This window comes from Leptospirales bacterium (assembly GCA_019694655.1).
GTDB lineage: Bacteria > Spirochaetota > Leptospiria > Leptospirales > Leptonemataceae > SSF53.
The window spans coordinates 322,878-339,064 of record JAIBBN010000002.1; the positions used below are offsets into that span (position 1 = coordinate 322,878).

The window sequence follows — 16,187 nt, forward strand, 5'->3', positions numbered from 1 at the left end:
AGTCAAAAATACCCGCTGCGTTTGCGATCTTCCATCGCTGTTTCTGATCGGCGGTCATCGAGCCGGGCGCCGCGTTCGGTGATGCCCGAAGACAGGTTTTCGCGAATGATATCGTCCAGATCTTGAGCGTTGGACTCCACCGCCGCCGTGCAGGTCATGTCGCCGACCGTACGAAAGCGAACGCTTCGCTCCTCAACCTCATCGCCTGGATCAATCCGCACAAATTCGCTGATCGGAAAGAGCTGGCCGTCGCGTCGAATTACCTGTCGCTTATGCGTGAAGTAGAGCGACGGTACGGCAATCCCCTCGCGCTGGATGTACATCCAGACATCGAGCTCCGTCCAGTTGGATAGCGGAAATACGCGCACATTCTCGCCGGGATGCACCCGTCCGTTGTAGTTACTCCACAACTCAGGGCGTTGCAATTTTGGATCCCATTCGCCAAACTCGTTGCGTACCGAAAAAACGCGCTCCTTGGCGCGCGCCTTTTCCTCGTCGCGGCGACCGCCGCCCAGGCAGCAGTCCAGTCGCAGCTCTTCGATGGCCTCCAGCAGCGTAACGGCCTGGATGGCATTGCGACTGGGAAACTTGCCGGCTTCTTCTCGCGCTGTACCGCGATCGATCGAGGCCTGCACCAGCCGAACCAGCAGACGGGCGCCCGACTCTCTGACCAGCGCGTCGCGAAATTCAAGGGCCTCGGGGAAGTTGTGGCCGGTATCGATGTGCAGCAGCGGGAAGGGAAAGGCCGCCGGAAAGAAGGCCTTCCGGGCAAGGTGGACCATGCAAATGGAGTCCTTACCACCCGAAAAAAGCAAGGCCGGTCGCTCAAACTGGGCCGCCGCCTCGCGCAAGATATGAATGGATTCAGCCTCAAGTAAATCCAGAGAACTCAGGCTACGGCCCATTGCAAGGTCCCCGATCAGTTCAGCCACGGTCCGACCAGCGTTTGCATGCGGATATTGTAGTCAAACAATTCATACCAAATTACCAGGAATACGCAATCGATCTCTTGACGGAGTCGCCACCATTCCTGGTATGACACCAGGATAAGCGAGAAACTCAGGCCATGCAAGGCAATGCCATCCACGACGTCGAGAGTTTGAACCAGCGCTTTCAAAAAGAGCCGCCACAGTCGCTGGTTGCCTGGGGCCTGGAGCAATTTGGTCGTCACATCTCCCTGGCCTGTAGCCTGGGAATGGAAGATGTCGCCCTGGTTCATATGCTCTGCAGCATTGACCGCACGGCGCGCATCTTCGTCCTCGATACGGGACGCCTTCATGAATCGACCTATGAGACAATGGAAGCTCTGCGCAGCAAGTACGCCATCGACTTTGAGCTTTACTTTCCAGAAGCGGCGGCCGTAGAGCAGCTGGTGCGCGAGAAAGGCGCCTATTCCTTTTACCAGTCGGTGGAAAATCGTAAGCAGTGCTGCCAGATTCGTAAGGTAGCGCCGCTGCAGCGAGCGCTACAGGGAGCGGAGGCCTGGTTCACAGGTCTGCGTCGGGAACAAAGTCAGGGCAGGGCTGAAACCTTGCTGGTGGAACGCGACGACGCTCATGGCGGAATTCTCAAACTCAACCCGCTTGCCTACTGGTCGCTGACGCAGCTCCAGCAATTCATAGACGAGAATCGAATCCCGCTGCACCCCTTGCATCGTCGCGGATATCCAAGCATTGGCTGCGAACCGTGCACGCGGGCCGTAGAACCAGGCGAAGATCTTCGCGCCGGACGCTGGTGGTGGGAGTTGGACAACAAAGAATGCGGTTTACACACAAAAAGTTGAAAGCGCATCGGGAAACAAAAAGCTCCGGGCCGGCAGTAAGTCTGGTAGGCGCTGGCCCGGGGGACCCGGAATTGCTGACGCTTCGCGCGCTTCGCCGATTGCAGGAAGCTGATGTTGTGCTCTATGATCGACTGATTTGCATCGATGTTCTGAAGCTGGCGCAACAGGCCACGCTGGTGCCGGTGGGGAAAAAGCCGGGCCGCGCCGGCGCCCTGCGGCAAGATCGGATCTGCCGACTGTTGATTCGCTATGCAAGCGCCGGTTTTCGCGTTGTCCGACTCAAAGGCGGCGATCCGTTTGTATTTGGGCGCGGAGGCGAGGAAGCGCTGGCGCTCAGCGCAGCCGGAATCGACTTTGAAGTGGTACCCGGCGTAAGCAGCTTTTACGCCGCACCGGCCGCCGCAGGCATTCCGATTACGCACCGCGGTCTGGCCGGAGGGTTTGCGGTCTTTACAGCTCAACAGGCCGAAGGCAATGCGGCGCCGCCGTGGCAGGCGGCCGTGCAGATGCCCACAGCGGTTTTCGTAATGGGCGCCACGGCGCTGTCGGAAATCACGCGGCAACTGATCCTGCACGGCAGATCCCCGGAAACGCCAGCGGCGCTGATATCACGGGCCACCTGGCCGGACCAAGAGGTGATCTGCGGCAGTCTGGATACGATTGCAGCGCTGGCAGCAGAGGCGCAATCGCCGGCCTGCCTGATCGTTGGAGAGGTCGTTGCGCTGCGTGCGAAAATTCTCGGCCTCGAGGGCGAAAACGACATCGCAACGGATATCGCTCAAACCGGCGGCGGATACTTGTTGGGTGCGTAGGATCTTATCAGAGCTTCGGCAGTTGCCACCGGCGCCTGCCAGCCAAACTGACGACGAAATCGAGAATCATCAACCCACAGCGAATCGCAGAGTCGACGGATGGCGTAGTTGCTGAATGGGATACTGCGTCCGCTAAACTTTTCAAGCAGGTCGCCGGCGCGACCAAGCGTCCGCAGGCCAGGGGCGGGCAAAGGAAAGAGCCGGGCAGGACGCTGGAGAGCGGCAGCCAGCATTCGAATCAACTGTGGCGTAGAAAAGTCCTCCGCATCGCGCAACAGATACACCCCTGAGCCAAAGCGCGTCGCGCCCAGCAATGCAACCAATGCACTGGCCAGGTTTTCTACGTAGAGCACAGAGCGCCTGTTGCGGATGCTGGCCAGTGGCAGCGGCAAACCGCGTTCAATCAACGAGGCCAAACGTTCCAGATTGCCGCGCCCGCCCGTTCCATACAACATCGGCGGACGAACGATCGCTACGGGCAGGCGACGCTTCTGCTGAAGTCGAAGGAGGATGCGGTCTGCGGCCAGCTTGCTCCGACCGTAGGCGCTGTCCGGATGTTCGGGATAGCGCTCATCAATTGCGACTTCGCTACTGGAAGCAGCGGCGTGCAACGAACTCAAGGCAGTGAAACGACCTACGCCGCTGCGAATGCTGGCCTGCGCAAGGAGTTCCAGGCCGTGCACATTGACCCGCTGAAAATCTGATTCCATGGACGCCGCGTCGCGGTCCAAAACATGAACATGGGCGGCCAGGTGCAATACCTGCTGGCAACCGCGCAGCAACGCACGGCCGTCGCGCAATTCCTCAAGCGGACCACAGTGGACAACCTCGATATCCGCCGGATATTCGCGCTCCGCCGGCCGGCGCAGGGCAAGGCGCAAACGGAAGCCGGCCCGCCAGAGCGCCGGCACAATGCTGCGCCCGACGAAGCCGCTGGCGCCGGTGATCAATACTCGATCGCTGCGTTTCGTCCGCTGTCCCACAGCGTCACAGGATCGACGACAGGTTATCTGTCAGCTTCATCGCCGAATTAGCGGTAGATTACAATATAGCGTCCGCTGAGCGGATCAAAGTAGATGCGCTTGCGCGGCGACTGTTGCGGGCCGTCGCCTGGCATCGGGTTGATTACCTTCTCATGGGGATGGGCGTTTTCGCGCCACGGATTGTTGCGCTGCCCAAAGCCCGCCCAGCCGTCGGCGCCTCGATTGCGCAGAATCTCCTCGCGCGGATCAACGCCGCGAGCGTCATTCCACTGTCGATGTTGCGCTTCAATGCGTTCCTCCATCCAGCTGCGACTGATTGCCAGCCAGGTATAGATCGCTCCGCCAATCAAGCCGCCGAGATGTCCCAGGTGGGAAATGCCGGGCAACATGCCGCTGAAGGCAAATCCGACGGAGAGCAAACCGATCAGCAGCGCGGCGGTGCGCGCCCGTACCGGGAAGAAAAAGACCAGCATCATCGAATTGGGGTGCAGAATTGCAATCGCGCCAAGCAGTCCAAGCAGGGCGCCAGAAGCGCCGACCGTCGGAACCTCAGGAAGGCTTCCGGAGAGCATCGGCTGAAAGAAGGCCACCGCAAGCGAGCCCAGAATGCCGGAGAAAAAATACAATCCCAGGAAGCGCGCCGTGCCAATTCCGCGTTCCAGCACGCTGCCAATGCTCCAGACGCCAATCATGTTAAAGGCCAGATGTAACAAGCCTCCATGCAGGAAGATGCTGGTCAAAGGTTGCCAGAAGGCGCCGCGCCAGAAGTGATCCGGGACCAGACCAAAGGTCTGAAATACGGCCTGGCCGCTTCCCGATGCGGGCGATAGGACCAGGAAGCTGATCAAGAAGATCGCTACGTTCAGATAGACCAGTAGCCTGGTGGCCGGCGGAGCGCCCGAAAAGGATCGCATAGTAACTCCTCAAAATACTAAAGCAAAACGTGCACCGAAGAGCAAGCGGCCAAATTGCGCTTTTCGCCGCCAATCAAGTCTGACGACCTGCAATTTTGTCTTTCAGATGTCAAGCGACATGAATCGCTCCTCCCAACCCTACCTTGGCGCGCTGAGCGCTCTGGCCAGCGCTCCTCAGGAGCTGGGCCAGCGCATAGGATTGATTTGCAATCAGAGCTCCTGGCTGCGCGCTGCGCAAAGCTACTTGTTTCAATCTCTGGCGCAAAAAGGGATCCTCCGCCGCCTCTTTCTTCCAGAGCATGGACTTTTTGCGGAATTGCAGGATCAAGTAGCGCTCGATGATGTTGACCACTACCAGCGCCTGGCGCCCGGCGTGGAAATCATTTCGCTCTATGGCGCCACGGAGGCGGCGCTGCAGCCAGCATCGGATCAGTTGCTCGATCTTGATACGCTCTTGATTGATCTTCAAGACGTGGGCGCTCGCTACTACACCTTTGCAACAACCGTGAGCTATGCTTTCGACGTTCTGGCTCTCGCCCAAAAAAAACCGCGCATCATTGTTGTCGATCGACCCAATCCGGCCGGTCGTCTGGTGGAAGGCTCGCCGCTGCCGCCGTCCTACGCCAGCTTCGTCGGCCGTCCCGGACTGCCGCATCGTCATGGCTTGAGCCTCGGCGAACTGGCGCGCTTCTACGAGCGCCAGTGTGGCGTTGATCTTGATTTGCGCTTCCTCTACGCGGACGACAGTCCATGGGAAATTCCGCCATCGCCCAATATGCCCACAGCGCTTACGCCGCTGGTCTACAGCGGCCAGTGTCTGCTGGAAGGCACCAATCTTTCCGAGGGGCGCGGAACAACCAGGCCGTTTGAGATCTTTGGCGCACCCTTCATGGATTTTGTTTTTCAACTTTCACCGCCGCTGCAGGCCGGGGCCGCCCTGCGCCCGCTGTGCTTTCAACCAACCTTTCACAAATGGGCCAACGAACTTTGCTACGGATACCAGATTCACCTTGATGGCGCTCCTTACCACTCGCTGGCACACAGCCTCAAGTTGATTCGCTGGATTCGCGAAAACTCCGCGCGCTTCGACTGGCGCCACGGAGTCTACGAATACCGCTCTGATCGTCCGGCCATTGAACTCTTGGCCGGCGATGCCATTTATACGGACTATCTGCTGGGTAAGAGGAACTATGCCGAAGTGCGCGAATTCATGGAACAGCAGGAAGAGGAGTGGCTGGCGACGGCGTCCTCGCTGCGTCTGGATGAACGGCCTCTGCGGCGCGCGGCGCAAGAACCTCGATTGGACTATTGTTGAAGGAGACCGGGCGCATTCCCAATCAGGGCGCCACAGTGTTTTCTGCTTCAGGAATTTCACGCTCCGGATCTTTCTGTTGCAAACGAAAGTGTTCCTGGCGTTGCCGATGTGCGCGAAGCAGATCGAGCCGATCGCGTCGTATGGCGCGCAACTGTCGTTCCAGACTTTGGTCCAGTTGATCGGCCGAGTCCTCCAGCCTGGCGGCTTCAGCCGGGTCCGCTGGCGGCGCTGCAGCGCTGTCGCTTTGCGGCCCTCGTTGCGGCTGATACAGGTCGAGGGGCGGAAACCAGGACTCCTCGCCAGGCAGCTCCAGCCGACAGGGATTGCAGCGACGATCAAAGTCAAAGAAGAGCAGGGCGCGGATCTCATCGCCGGGTTGCGCACTGCGCCAGCCCTCAAGCCGACGCTGTTCGTCTTGTAGCCAGCGCTGTAAGCGTTCGCTGCGCTCGCTGGCAGAAACGGTGTCTTCTGCCAGCGTCAGTTGCCAGTCCGGAAGATGCTGCAGAAAGTATCCGTTGCGTCGCGGCGCCCCAAAGGCAGACGGAACAAAGGGCGCCAGCGCCGGCGAATAAATCTCGCGGGCGTAGTCAGACAGCGAAGTAGCGCGAACGACCAGGTGGTCGGCTCGCCACAGCACTTGATCAATGGCAAGCTCTCGGGGGCGGCGGTCTACATTTAAAGCGCGCAGCAGCAACGGCCGTCCGGGCGGCGTTTCGCGCACTGCTGGTTTGTGCACATCAAGCAGGCCGGACAGGCGGCCGCATTCTTCAGCGCTGAGCCCGCGCAGCGTCAACTCAATGCCATCGCGGCGCGTGCGACGTTCCCAGCGACCGTCGCCGTCGCTCCAGAAATACTCTCCGCCGTGAAGATTTGCTTCGCCGCTATGCACCGCCTGTGGCAAGAGCACTGGCTGAAAGCAGCCGACGGTCAGAACCGTCGCCGCCAGTACAAAGTCCAGGAAGCGCCAGCGAAGCATCAGGAGTCCGTTTTCAAGATGGCCAGAAAGGCTTCCTGCGGAATGTCAACATTGCCGATCGACTTCATCCGTTTCTTGCCTTCTTTCTGCTTCTCCAGCAGCTTCCGCTTGCGGCTGATGTCGCCGCCGTAACATTTTGCTGTTACGTTCTTGCGCAGGGCGCTGATATTTTCGCGAGCGATCACCTTGGCGCCGATGGCCGCCTGCAATGGGATCTGAAACTGGTGACGCGGAATCAATTCTTTGAGTCGCTCTACAAGCGCGCGTCCGCGTTGTTCGGCGCGCCCGCGATGCGTAACCATGGCCAGAGCATCAACCGGCGCGCCGTTGACCAGGATGTCCACCTTGACCAGCTGCCCCTCGCGGTAGCCTTCCAGTTCGTAGTCCAGCGAAGCATAGCCCCTCGATATTGACTTCAATCGATCGTAAAATTCGAAAATCAGTTCAGCAAGCGGCACCAGATAGAGCAGTTGCACCTTGCCATCTTCCAGATAGACAATATTGTCCTGGATTCCTCGCTTCTCCTGCAACAATTGCAAGACGTTGCCGAGGTAATCCTGGGGCGTCATGATCGATGCCTTTACGTAGGGCTCTTCCATGCTTTGAATCGTCGCCGGATTGGGCCAGTGCGCGGGGTTGTCGATCTCCTGCACTTCGCCGCGCATATCCTGTATGCGATACTTCACAGTCGGCGCCGTAGAAATCAGGTTCAGGTCAAATTCGCGCTGCAATCGCTCCTGCACAATTTCCATGTGCAACAAACCCAGATAGCCAACACGATAGCCAAAGCCGAGGGCCGGGCTGGACTCCGGTTCAAATACCAGGGCGGCATCGTTGAGCTTCAGCTTGAGCATTGCGTCTTTCAGATTTGGATAGTCCTCGCCATTGACCGGAAAAAGGCCGGCAAAGACCATCGGTTTGGCTTCGCGATAGCCGGGCAGGGCCTCCGTGGCTGGCCGATCTTCGCGCGTCACCGTGTCGCCCACGCGCGTATCCTCCACCGATTTCACGCCGGCGATGATATAGCCGACTTCGCCTGCCGAGAGCCCTTCGCGCGGGACATTGACGATGGTATTGACGCCGAGTTCCGTGACCACAAAGCTCTTGCCGGTGCTGATCATCTGAATGCTGTCGCCCTTGCGCAGGCTGCCGTCAAATACGCGAACCTTCATGATCGCGCCAGCGTAGCTGTCGTAGTACGAATCGTAGATCAGCGCTCGCAATGGTCCGGCGAGGTCGCCTCCCGGCGGCGGGATCAGGCGGGCAATGGCGTGCAGGATCGCCTCTACATTGTGGCCGGTCTTGGCTGAAACCGGAATTGCCTCTTCGGGATCAAGGCCAAGCGAGTTCTCAATCAGTTTGAGCATGCGCGGCACATCGGCCGCTGGCAAATCGATCTTGTTGATGATCGGAATAATGCGCAGATTGTTTTCCATGGCCAGGTAGAGATTGGCCAGGGTCTGCGCCTCAACTCCTTGCGTGGAATCCACCAGTAACAATACGCCCTCGCAGGCTGCCAGCGAACGCGACACCTCGTAAGTGAAGTCCACGTGACCGGGCGTATCAATCAGGTTGTAGGTAAAACTCTGGCCCTCCGAGGAATAGTTGAACGTAGCCGAGTTGGATTTGATGGTAATGCCGCGCTCACGCTCGATATCCATCGTATCGAGGATTTGATCGCGTCGCGTGCGCTTGTCGGTCACGCCGGCGATTTCCAGCAGGCGATCGGCCAGAGTGCTCTTGCCATGATCGATGTGAGCGATGATGGAGAAATTACGGATGAATTTTCGTCGATCTTCCAGCTGCGCCATGTCAGGGCTGCTCCGTCGGTCAGAAACGGCCAGGGCCGGTCGTCGCCCAGCGATTTTCCCGGCGCTCCGCGGGTCGCGCAAACGGCGGCGCCGCGGTTGACGGCAAGCGCAGCGGAGTTCCTGCGACGCGGCGCTGTTCTGGCCAGGTTCGACAATCGCCAGAATCAGTCTGCGATGCGCAGTGAACCCTAAAATTGCTGGCGGCGGGGCGGCAAATTCGTCCAATGCAATCATGCAGACTCGACACATCAAGTGGGGCGCTATCCTGCTGGCCTTGCTCTCTCTGGCGGTTTACTACTTTTCGGCGGAGACCTTTCGCAATCCGGTTACTGGCGAAGAATCGCGCGTTGGCCTTTCACGGGACCAGGAACAGGCACTGGGGCTGCAGGGCTTCCAGGAGGTCATCTCCGGCGCTCGCACCATTGATAGCGGTCCGGAATACGAAATGGTGGGCCGTGTCGCACAACGGCTGACGCACGCCGTGGGACAGGACGGCGCGGATCTGGACTGGGAGGTAGCGCTGGTCGATAGTCCGGAAGCCAACGCTTTCTGTTTGCCTGGCGGCAAGATCGTCATTTACACCGGAATTCTGCCGACAGCCCGAGACGAAGCGGGTCTGGCAACCGTGATGGGCCACGAAATCGCCCACGCCATTGCGCGACATGGCGCGCAGCGCGTATTCGAACAGGGCGCCATACAGATTGCGGTTCAAGGATTGCAAGAAGGACTCAGTGATCTTTCAGCTGAGCAACGACAAACAATCATGGGGCTATTTGGCGCCGGCGCGCAATACGGCGTGGTGTTGCCCTTCTCGCGCGAACACGAACTGGAAGCGGATCGCATGGGACTTGTTTACATGGCCCGCGCTGGCTATGACCCGGAGCAGGCTGTTGATTTCTGGAAGCGCATGGCGGCCAGCGCCGGCGCCGGACGTCCGATCGAGTTAATGTCCACTCATCCATCGGATTCGCGGCGCATCCAGGCCATTGGCCAGCATATGGCGGAGGCGCTGGAGGAATACCGGCGCGCACGTCAGCGCGATGGGGACCGTCACTCGGACTCCTCGCTTCTGGATTTTGGCCGCGTGGACAATGGACCGGAGGATGCGCCAGCTGAGGAAGAAACACAAAGTGCAGAATTGCGAGGCGCTGGCAAGTAGCTCTGCCAGCGGCGATCGCCTCTGACGCGCAGCGTGGAGCGAATTCGCCGCAATCAGCCCGTCTATACCTTGCTGGCGCCGCCCGTTTGTGACATAAGATAGATTATCGGAAGTAAGGGCGGGGTCTGCAGCTCATGGCGCTGCAGGATTCGTCGGCGCTTGATTGCGTGCACTTTGACTCAGATGGTTGAAGTATGGCCCGATGCCAGGATCAAGGCAGATCTCCGGAGGCAGACAATGAACGAACTACAGCAAGCAGCGCTTTGGATTGCCCTGGCCGCAGGCAGCGTTGCCGGCTGTCGCCCGGCGGACCCGGTCGTTCTGGATGGACACAGCTATTCTGCCGCTGAATTGGTGCAGCCGCCAGAGCATCGCAACTGGCAAGAGTACAGTGCAAGGGGTCGCCAGTGGGCTGTTGCGACCGATTCGCCTGATGCGACAGGGGCAGCGCTGCAGGTCTACAAGGCTGGCGGCAATGCGATTGATGCTGCCGTGGCCGCAAGCTTTGTGCTGGCCGTAGTACGACCGCAATCAACCGGCCTTGGCGGCGGAGGCTTCCTCATTTATCACGATGCACGTCGTCGTCAAAGCTTTGCCTACGACTTCCGGGAGCGGGCGCCATCCTCGGCGCGCGCCGACATGTACCGGGACGCCGAAGGTCGCGTCGATGCGCGCGCTTCGCTCTTTGGTCCGCGGGCCATTGCTACGCCTGGCTTTGTTCCGGGGCTGCTTGAAATTCACCGGCGTCACGGCCGACTGCCGCTCTCTGCCATTCTGGCCCCGGCGCTAAGACTGGCGAGCAATGGATTTGTGATCTATCCCGATCTGGCCAGTTCAATCAGCGATGCCTTGCCTGATATGGACGAAGAAATGCGCCAGACCTTTGCCGCACCGGGCGCGCGCGATAACGGCCAGCTACTGCGTCAGCCAATGCTGGCCAGAACTTTGCAGACAATTATCGAAAGCGGCGACCGTGAATTTCGCAGCGGCACGGTCGCAAGGGCCATGGTCCGCAGTTCTGAAGGACAGCTGAGTCTTGCCGATCTAAAAAACTATCAGGTGCGTCGCATGCCGCCGCTGCAAATGCAGATTGGCAATCAGCGATTGGAGACGATGCCGCCTCCATCCTCCGGAGTATTCTTGCTATTGATGGTGGCCGGCTTTCAACAGGCCGGAGGCCAGGCAATTTGCGGCAGCGACTCGCTGCATTGCGTGCACTTGAAAACCGAGCTATTGCGCCGGGCCTTTGCCGATCGAGCCCGCTATGGCGGCGAGGGTTCGGCAATTTCGCCTGGCGCGTTGCTTTCGCCAGCTCGAATTACACGCGTCGTTGCAGGCATCAATATGCAAAAAGCAACATCATCGCGACAGATCCTCGACGCCGAAAATCAATCTGCCGAATCGACGCAGACCACCCACGTCTCGCTCATGGATCAGAGCGGCGACGGCGTCAGCGTAACCCACTCAATCAACTATCGCTTTGGATCGCGGCGGATGGCGCCGGGGACCGGCATCGTAATGAACGATACCATGGACGACTTTGCCGTAGCGCCTGGCCAGGCCAACGTCTACGGCCTTGTCGGCGATGCCGCCAATGCAATTGCTCCTGGCCGCACTCCGCTTTCCAGCATGTCGCCGCTGCTTGCCTATCAGGGGGGCCAGCTGCAACTGGCCCTGGGCGCGCCCGGAGGCTCGCGTATTCTGAGCACAATCTTTGAGAGCTATTTGCATGCCGTAGCCGGCGATCCAGCCTACGTTGCTGTAGCCCGCGGCCGCATCCATCACCAGTGGCAACCAGATACTCTTTTCTACGAGGCGCAAAGCGCCGCCAGCCGGGAACTGCCCGCATTGCAGGCAATGGGACACAAGCTTTCCCCGACGCAAATTCCGGCCAAAGCCTTCCTCACACTCCGACGCGGCGCCTACTTTGAAGCGGCCTCCGATCCGCGCGGCGATGGCCTCGCTGGCGCACATTGAGTCCTGTGGACTTTCGAAAAATTGGCGCTGTCGATGAAAACGATTCGCCCGCCGAATCGACCGAAACTAAGCTGATTGCGGCGCCAGCCTCGTGGCGGCGCCGAAGCTTACAACTATGACCCACAGCCTTCGTCCGATGCGTCTGCCCTCGCCAGAAATTATCCTGAACGAAGGCAGCTTGCACGGCCTGGAACGGGAATGCCAGCGCGTTAGCGCGACTGGCGCTCTTTCCCGCAATCCACATCCCATTGCCCTTGGCAGTCCCCTCGCCCATCCGTTGATCACTACTGACTACGGCGAGGCGCAGCTGGAGTTCACCACCGCGCCGCATCACTCAATGCAGGATGTGTTGAACGAGGTAAAACTGGCCGGGGCTTTCACTGCCCGCCACATTGGCGATGAACTGCTCTGGCCGTTCAGCATGCCGCCGCGACTTCCCGAAGACGAAGCCGATATAGACATTGCGCGCTACGGAAAGTCGCGCAGCGGTCGCAACCGCGAAATCTACCGTCGCGGTCTGGCGCATCGCTATGGCCGGCGCATGCAAACGATCAGCGGCGTGCACTACAATTTTTCGCCGGGTCTGGAATTCTGGGAACGGTGGCACGGGCGAACTCTTCGCGAGCAGCCCGGAACGTTGCATTCCGATTCGTTGCGAACTCTGGTCGATGAGAGTTACTTTCACATCATCCGCAATTTTACGCGACGCGCATATCTACTGGCTTTTCTGTTTGGCGCCTCGCCAGCCGCAGACGCCAGTTTCGTAGAGCGCGCCGATCCGCGCTTGCAGCGTCTGGACCGCCACACCTGGCTCGGTCGCCACGCCACATCGCTTCGGCTGAGCGACCTGGGCTACAGCAATCGACGCTCGCCCGGCCTCCATATTTCGCTCAACTCGGCGCGAGAATACATGCAAGATCTCTGCAACGCCGTCAGCTCTCCCCATCCAGCTTACGCAGCGTTTCGCAATCGTCCTGACGAAATGCTCAACGACTTCATCCTCCAGAACGAAAACGAGTACTATGCGCCGATTCGCCCGAAACAGCCAATCATGGAAAATGAGCGGCCGCTCGACGCCCTCAATGCACGCGGCGTCCGTTATCTGGAAGTACGCACGCTCGATCTGGACCCGGAAAGCAACGGCGGAATATGTATCGAGCGGCTCAGCTTTATTCAGATGCTGCTGCTCCATGCGCTCTTTACGGAATCGCCGCCGCTTGGCGAAACCGAGGCCCGGCGCTGTCGGGAGCGGATGTTGCGCGTTGCCTGGGAGGGTCGGCGACGCGACCTGAGTCTCGTTGGCGAAAACGGACGGAAGTCGCTGCACGATGACGGGCTTCAGCTTTGCGACGAGCTACTGCCGCTGGCCGAGCGCCTTGACCAGGAGTGTGGCAGCCAGGACTATACTGAATCGCTGCGCTTGCAGGCGGCGAAATTTCGCGATCCGGAATTGACGCCCTCTGCGCTTCATGCTCGCGAACTGGACGCATCGGGTCTGTGCTACATTGACTTCGGCCTGCAGCGCGCGCGCCGCTTGATGGAGCAGCTGCAGAAGCGGGTCATCAGCGAATCAGAAATGCAACATATGCAGGAGTTGAGCGCCCGCTCGCTGGAAGCGCAGGCGCTTCTGGAACGGCAGACTGCGACCGATCCAGCGCCATCCGTTGCGGCGCGTCCGGCAGTTTGCGGTCAACCATGAGTCAAGCTTTGCCGGCGCGCCGCGCTTTCCAGACTCCGGGCTTTGAAGATCTGGAAATCTCTACGCAGATTGTGGCAGCCGCTGCGCTGGCGCGCGGCTGTCGCGTGGAGACGCTTGATCGCAATGCGCAGCTGATCCTGATTGAACGCGATGGTCGAAGCGAAATCGTAAAAGAAGCCACCAAGACTGGCTGCGATTCCTATTTGAGCTTCCTGTTGATGGAAGACAAGCGACTGACTAAACTAATGCTGGGTCGAGCTGGACTGCGCTATCCCGCGGGCTGGGCTTTCAACGAAGCGGCGGATGCTGAGGCCATCTTCGGGGAAATAGCGCAGGCCATTGTTGTCAAACCGGCCACCACCAATTTTGGCGAAGGGGTCGTTGTTTTTGAAAGCAAGCCATCGCTGTCCAGATATCGCGCCGCCGTTCAAGAGAGTCTGCGGCTCAGCCCCACGGTTATTGTCGAGGAATTTGCTCCCGGTCCCGAGTTGCGCTTTCTGGTGATCGACGGCGAATGCGTCGCCGTCTGTAATCGTGTGCCGGCCAATGTATGCGGCGACGGACAGCACAGTATTGCCTGGCTTGTGCAGCAGAAGAATCAGGACCCCTGGCGCGGAACTGGCCACCGCAGCCCGCTGGAGAAGATTCAACTTGGCGCAGTCGAACTGGAACACCTCGCTCAGCAGGGGCTCAATGCGGAGTCCATTCCAGCAGACGGCCAATGTATTTATCTGCGGCGAAATTCTAATATTTCCACCGGCGGAGACTCAATCGATCGCAGCGATGATGTCCATCCCGGGTACAATCAGATCGCTGTGCGCGCGGCGGCCGCCGTTGGGGCGCGGATCTGCGGCGTCGACCTGATTCTTCCGGCGGCCGAGCTTCCGCCGGCGCAGGCTGGCTACCATATTCTCGAACTCAATTTCAATCCGGTGCTCTATATTCACGAGTTCCCACATCAGGGCCCTGGCCGATCGGTCGGCCCCCGGGTGTTGGATTTGCTTGGATTTGAAGCGATGGCTTCAGCAGGTTAGCGATAGTACCGCGCGCCATCCGCAACGTAAAGCAACGCCGGATTCGGCGCGCTCCTGCTGTTCTTCGACTTGTATGTTCTCGTCGGCAAAGCCAGCCTGCGCGCATAGATTTCGAAAACGCGACTCGTCCATTTCGGCGGCATGCAGCGACAACAGCGCCCGTCCGTTGGCATGCAGCAGCGCCCGGCAAATCTTGAGCAACGGGATCAAATCGCGCTCAAGTTTCCAGATCGCTCCGCCTGCGGCGCGGCCAAAGGCCGGCGGGTCGAGCGCTATGTAGTGGTAGCGCCGATTGCGCTTCAATTCGCGCGCTGCAAAGGCCATTGCATCATCGACGATGTAGCGAATTCGGTCCTCGGCAACGCCATTCAGCTGTGCATTGCGCCGCGCTCGATGTACAGCGCTTGATGAGGCATCAAGGTGAACGACGCGACAACCGCGCCTGGCTGCGGCGCAGCTGAGCATCCCGGTATAAGCAAAAAGATTGAGCAGAATGCAGTCAGCGCCAGAAGTTTGATTGGAAATCAGCTCGTCGTCCATCCAGCGCCAGAGTGGAGCATGGTCGGCAAAAAATCCAAGCTGTCCGCCCTGCAACAGAGTCGCTTCGCAAATGAGGTCTTCCGGCAGCCGCGCCAACCAGGCTTCTTCCGGGCGCCCGGCTGATTCAGGTCCGCGTTCCCGAAGCCAGATCTTTCGTTCGGCGCTGTAGAAATAGTTTGCGTTTGACCAGGATTCAACCGCAGCTGCGGGGCCCCGGGCGGCCCCCGAGGGACGGTCGATCAGTAGCTCGCCAAGACGGTCCAGGCGCCGGCCGTTGCCGGCGTCCGCCAGCGACCAGCGAAGCACATTCAAGCCTGGGGAGCGCCAGCCGCAAAGCGCGTCTGAAGGTAAGAGACGATATCGTCCGATTCGTACATGCGCAGATCGCCATCCGTCAAAAACGGCACCTGACTCATACCGCCCAGTTGAATCACCTCGTCTCGCCCGGGCGTACCCCGACTGGCCTCCACCAGTTCATAGTCGCGGCCCTTCTGCATACCCAGACGATCGCAGGCCTGTCGCACGCGCTGGCAGTAAGGACAGGAGGCAAACTGATAGATGCGGATCATGGTTCAGCTACCCGCTGATCTTCTTTTGCAACTCGCCTGATTGAGCCATCTGCACCACGATGTCATGCCCGCCAATGAACTCGCCATCAATATAGAGCTGAGGGATGGTAGGCCAGTTGGCGTATTCCTTGATTCCCTGGCGAATGCCCTCGTCCGCCAGAACGTTGCAGGATCCGTATTCGGCGCCCAGGCGGTTCAGAACTTGAACAACGCCAGCCGAAAAGCCGCACATCGGCTGCTGCGGCGTTCCCTTCATGAATAGGAATACTTTTTTGCTTTTGATCGATTCTTCGATGCGATCCTTCATTGCCTGTTCCATTTCAATCTCCCTGCCCTCAAATAATGTGCTTCTGTTCAATCGGCGCGCGTTTCCAGCGCCAGGGCGTGCAATTCTCCCTTTAGTTCCTCGCGCAAGAGCTCATATACCATGCGGTGTTGCTCTAGCAGAGGGCGGCCAGAAAATCCGGCAAAGCGAACCACCGCCTTCAGATGGACGCCATCGCGCATTGGGTCCTGAATCTCAACGCGCGCCCCGGGAAGTCCCTGTTCAATTCTGCTTTGCAACTCGCTGATTGTCATGACGCCTCAACCATCGCCGGGTAACGCGGCCGCCGG

General features: G+C 59.4%; 17 protein-coding genes. 7 read left to right on the forward strand and 10 right to left on the reverse strand.

Going from position 1 to position 16,187, the window contains the following annotated elements; genetic code table 11:
* Nucleotides 1-2: 2 nt before the first annotated feature.
* On the reverse strand, nucleotides 3-905 hold the full coding sequence (gene cysD, locus K1X75_04690) for a sulfate adenylyltransferase subunit CysD (GenBank protein ID MBX7057339.1): 903 nt from the start codon (nucleotides 903-905) through the stop codon (nucleotides 3-5).
* A 14-nt stretch (nucleotides 906-919) separates the two neighbouring features.
* On the reverse strand, nucleotides 920-1,171 hold the full coding sequence (locus K1X75_04695) for a hypothetical protein (GenBank protein MBX7057340.1): 252 nt from the start codon (nucleotides 1,169-1,171) through the stop codon (nucleotides 920-922).
* Here K1X75_04695 and K1X75_04700 point away from each other — a divergent pair.
* Nucleotides 1,067-1,783: a phosphoadenylyl-sulfate reductase gene (locus K1X75_04700; GenBank protein MBX7057341.1), complete on the forward strand. Its 717-nt coding sequence runs from the start codon at nucleotides 1,067-1,069 to the stop codon at nucleotides 1,781-1,783. The genes K1X75_04695 and K1X75_04700 overlap by 105 nt on opposite strands.
* Nucleotides 1,759-2,595: a uroporphyrinogen-III C-methyltransferase gene (gene cobA / locus K1X75_04705; GenBank protein MBX7057342.1), complete on the forward strand. Its 837-nt coding sequence runs from the start codon at nucleotides 1,759-1,761 to the stop codon at nucleotides 2,593-2,595. The genes K1X75_04700 and cobA overlap by 25 nt, the downstream gene beginning before the upstream one ends.
* On the opposite strand, the gene K1X75_04710 is transcribed toward cobA, so the two are convergent.
* Both K1X75_04710 and K1X75_04715 read right to left on the reverse strand, forming a co-directional pair.
* Nucleotides 2,562-3,578, reverse strand: a complete 1,017-nt coding sequence (locus tag K1X75_04710) for an NAD-dependent epimerase/dehydratase family protein (protein ID MBX7057343.1) — start codon at nucleotides 3,576-3,578, stop codon at nucleotides 2,562-2,564. The two genes, cobA and K1X75_04710, sit on opposite strands and share 34 nt — an antisense overlap.
* Before the next feature lie 47 nt (nucleotides 3,579-3,625).
* Nucleotides 3,626-4,492: a rhomboid family intramembrane serine protease gene (locus K1X75_04715; protein ID MBX7057344.1), complete on the reverse strand. Its 867-nt coding sequence runs from the start codon at nucleotides 4,490-4,492 to the stop codon at nucleotides 3,626-3,628.
* A 118-nt stretch (nucleotides 4,493-4,610) separates the two neighbouring features.
* Here K1X75_04715 and K1X75_04720 point away from each other — a divergent pair, with 118 nt between their 5' ends.
* A complete protein-coding gene (locus K1X75_04720; protein MBX7057345.1) occupies nucleotides 4,611-5,807 on the forward strand; it encodes a DUF1343 domain-containing protein in 1,197 nt (398 codons plus the stop codon).
* Between the two features lie 22 nt (nucleotides 5,808-5,829).
* Here the strand turns inward: K1X75_04720 and K1X75_04725 are convergent, their stop codons facing one another.
* Both K1X75_04725 and lepA read right to left on the reverse strand, forming a co-directional pair.
* Nucleotides 5,830-6,783 carry a hypothetical protein gene (locus tag K1X75_04725; GenBank protein ID MBX7057346.1) on the reverse strand — a complete coding sequence of 318 codons (954 nt, stop codon included), beginning with the start codon at nucleotides 6,781-6,783 and terminating at the stop codon, nucleotides 5,830-5,832.
* The gene (lepA, locus tag K1X75_04730; protein ID MBX7057347.1) at nucleotides 6,783-8,585 is read right to left on the reverse strand and encodes a translation elongation factor 4; all 1,803 of its coding nucleotides are present in this window, start codon (nucleotides 8,583-8,585) and stop codon (nucleotides 6,783-6,785) included. Before lepA ends, K1X75_04725 begins: the two co-directional genes overlap by 1 nt.
* 190 nt (nucleotides 8,586-8,775) lie before the next feature.
* Between lepA and K1X75_04735 the strand changes: the two genes are divergently transcribed.
* From K1X75_04735 to K1X75_04750, 4 genes are all read left to right on the forward strand, one after another.
* The gene (locus K1X75_04735; protein MBX7057348.1) at nucleotides 8,776-9,753 is read left to right on the forward strand and encodes a M48 family metallopeptidase; all 978 of its coding nucleotides are present in this window, start codon (nucleotides 8,776-8,778) and stop codon (nucleotides 9,751-9,753) included.
* A 237-nt stretch (nucleotides 9,754-9,990) separates the two neighbouring features.
* A complete protein-coding gene (locus K1X75_04740) occupies nucleotides 9,991-11,730 on the forward strand; it encodes a gamma-glutamyltransferase family protein (GenBank protein MBX7057349.1) in 1,740 nt (579 codons plus the stop codon).
* A 115-nt stretch (nucleotides 11,731-11,845) separates the two neighbouring features.
* Nucleotides 11,846-13,429, forward strand: coding sequence for a glutamate--cysteine ligase (gene gshA / locus K1X75_04745; GenBank protein MBX7057350.1), 1,584 nt, complete (start codon nucleotides 11,846-11,848; stop codon nucleotides 13,427-13,429).
* Nucleotides 13,426-14,463: a carboxylate--amine ligase gene (locus K1X75_04750; GenBank protein ID MBX7057351.1), complete on the forward strand. Its 1,038-nt coding sequence runs from the start codon at nucleotides 13,426-13,428 to the stop codon at nucleotides 14,461-14,463. The genes gshA and K1X75_04750 overlap by 4 nt, the downstream gene beginning before the upstream one ends.
* Here K1X75_04750 and K1X75_04755 read toward each other — a convergent pair.
* The 4 genes from K1X75_04755 to K1X75_04770 are packed head-to-tail and all read right to left on the reverse strand — an operon-like array spanning nucleotide 14,452 to nucleotide 16,151.
* Nucleotides 14,452-15,309 carry a class I SAM-dependent methyltransferase gene (locus K1X75_04755; GenBank protein ID MBX7057352.1) on the reverse strand — a complete coding sequence of 286 codons (858 nt, stop codon included), beginning with the start codon at nucleotides 15,307-15,309 and terminating at the stop codon, nucleotides 14,452-14,454. The two genes, K1X75_04750 and K1X75_04755, sit on opposite strands and share 12 nt — an antisense overlap.
* Nucleotides 15,310-15,311: 2 nt before the next feature.
* Nucleotides 15,312-15,569 carry a glutathione S-transferase N-terminal domain-containing protein gene (locus K1X75_04760; GenBank protein ID MBX7057353.1) on the reverse strand — a complete coding sequence of 86 codons (258 nt, stop codon included), beginning with the start codon at nucleotides 15,567-15,569 and terminating at the stop codon, nucleotides 15,312-15,314.
* Between the two features lie 10 nt (nucleotides 15,570-15,579).
* Entirely contained in the window at nucleotides 15,580-15,891 is a 312-nt protein-coding gene (grxD, locus tag K1X75_04765) for a Grx4 family monothiol glutaredoxin (GenBank protein MBX7057354.1), read from the reverse strand.
* Between the two features lie 35 nt (nucleotides 15,892-15,926).
* On the reverse strand, nucleotides 15,927-16,151 hold the full coding sequence (locus tag K1X75_04770; protein ID MBX7057355.1) for a BolA/IbaG family iron-sulfur metabolism protein: 225 nt from the start codon (nucleotides 16,149-16,151) through the stop codon (nucleotides 15,927-15,929).
* Nucleotides 16,152-16,187: the final 36 nt, after the last annotated feature.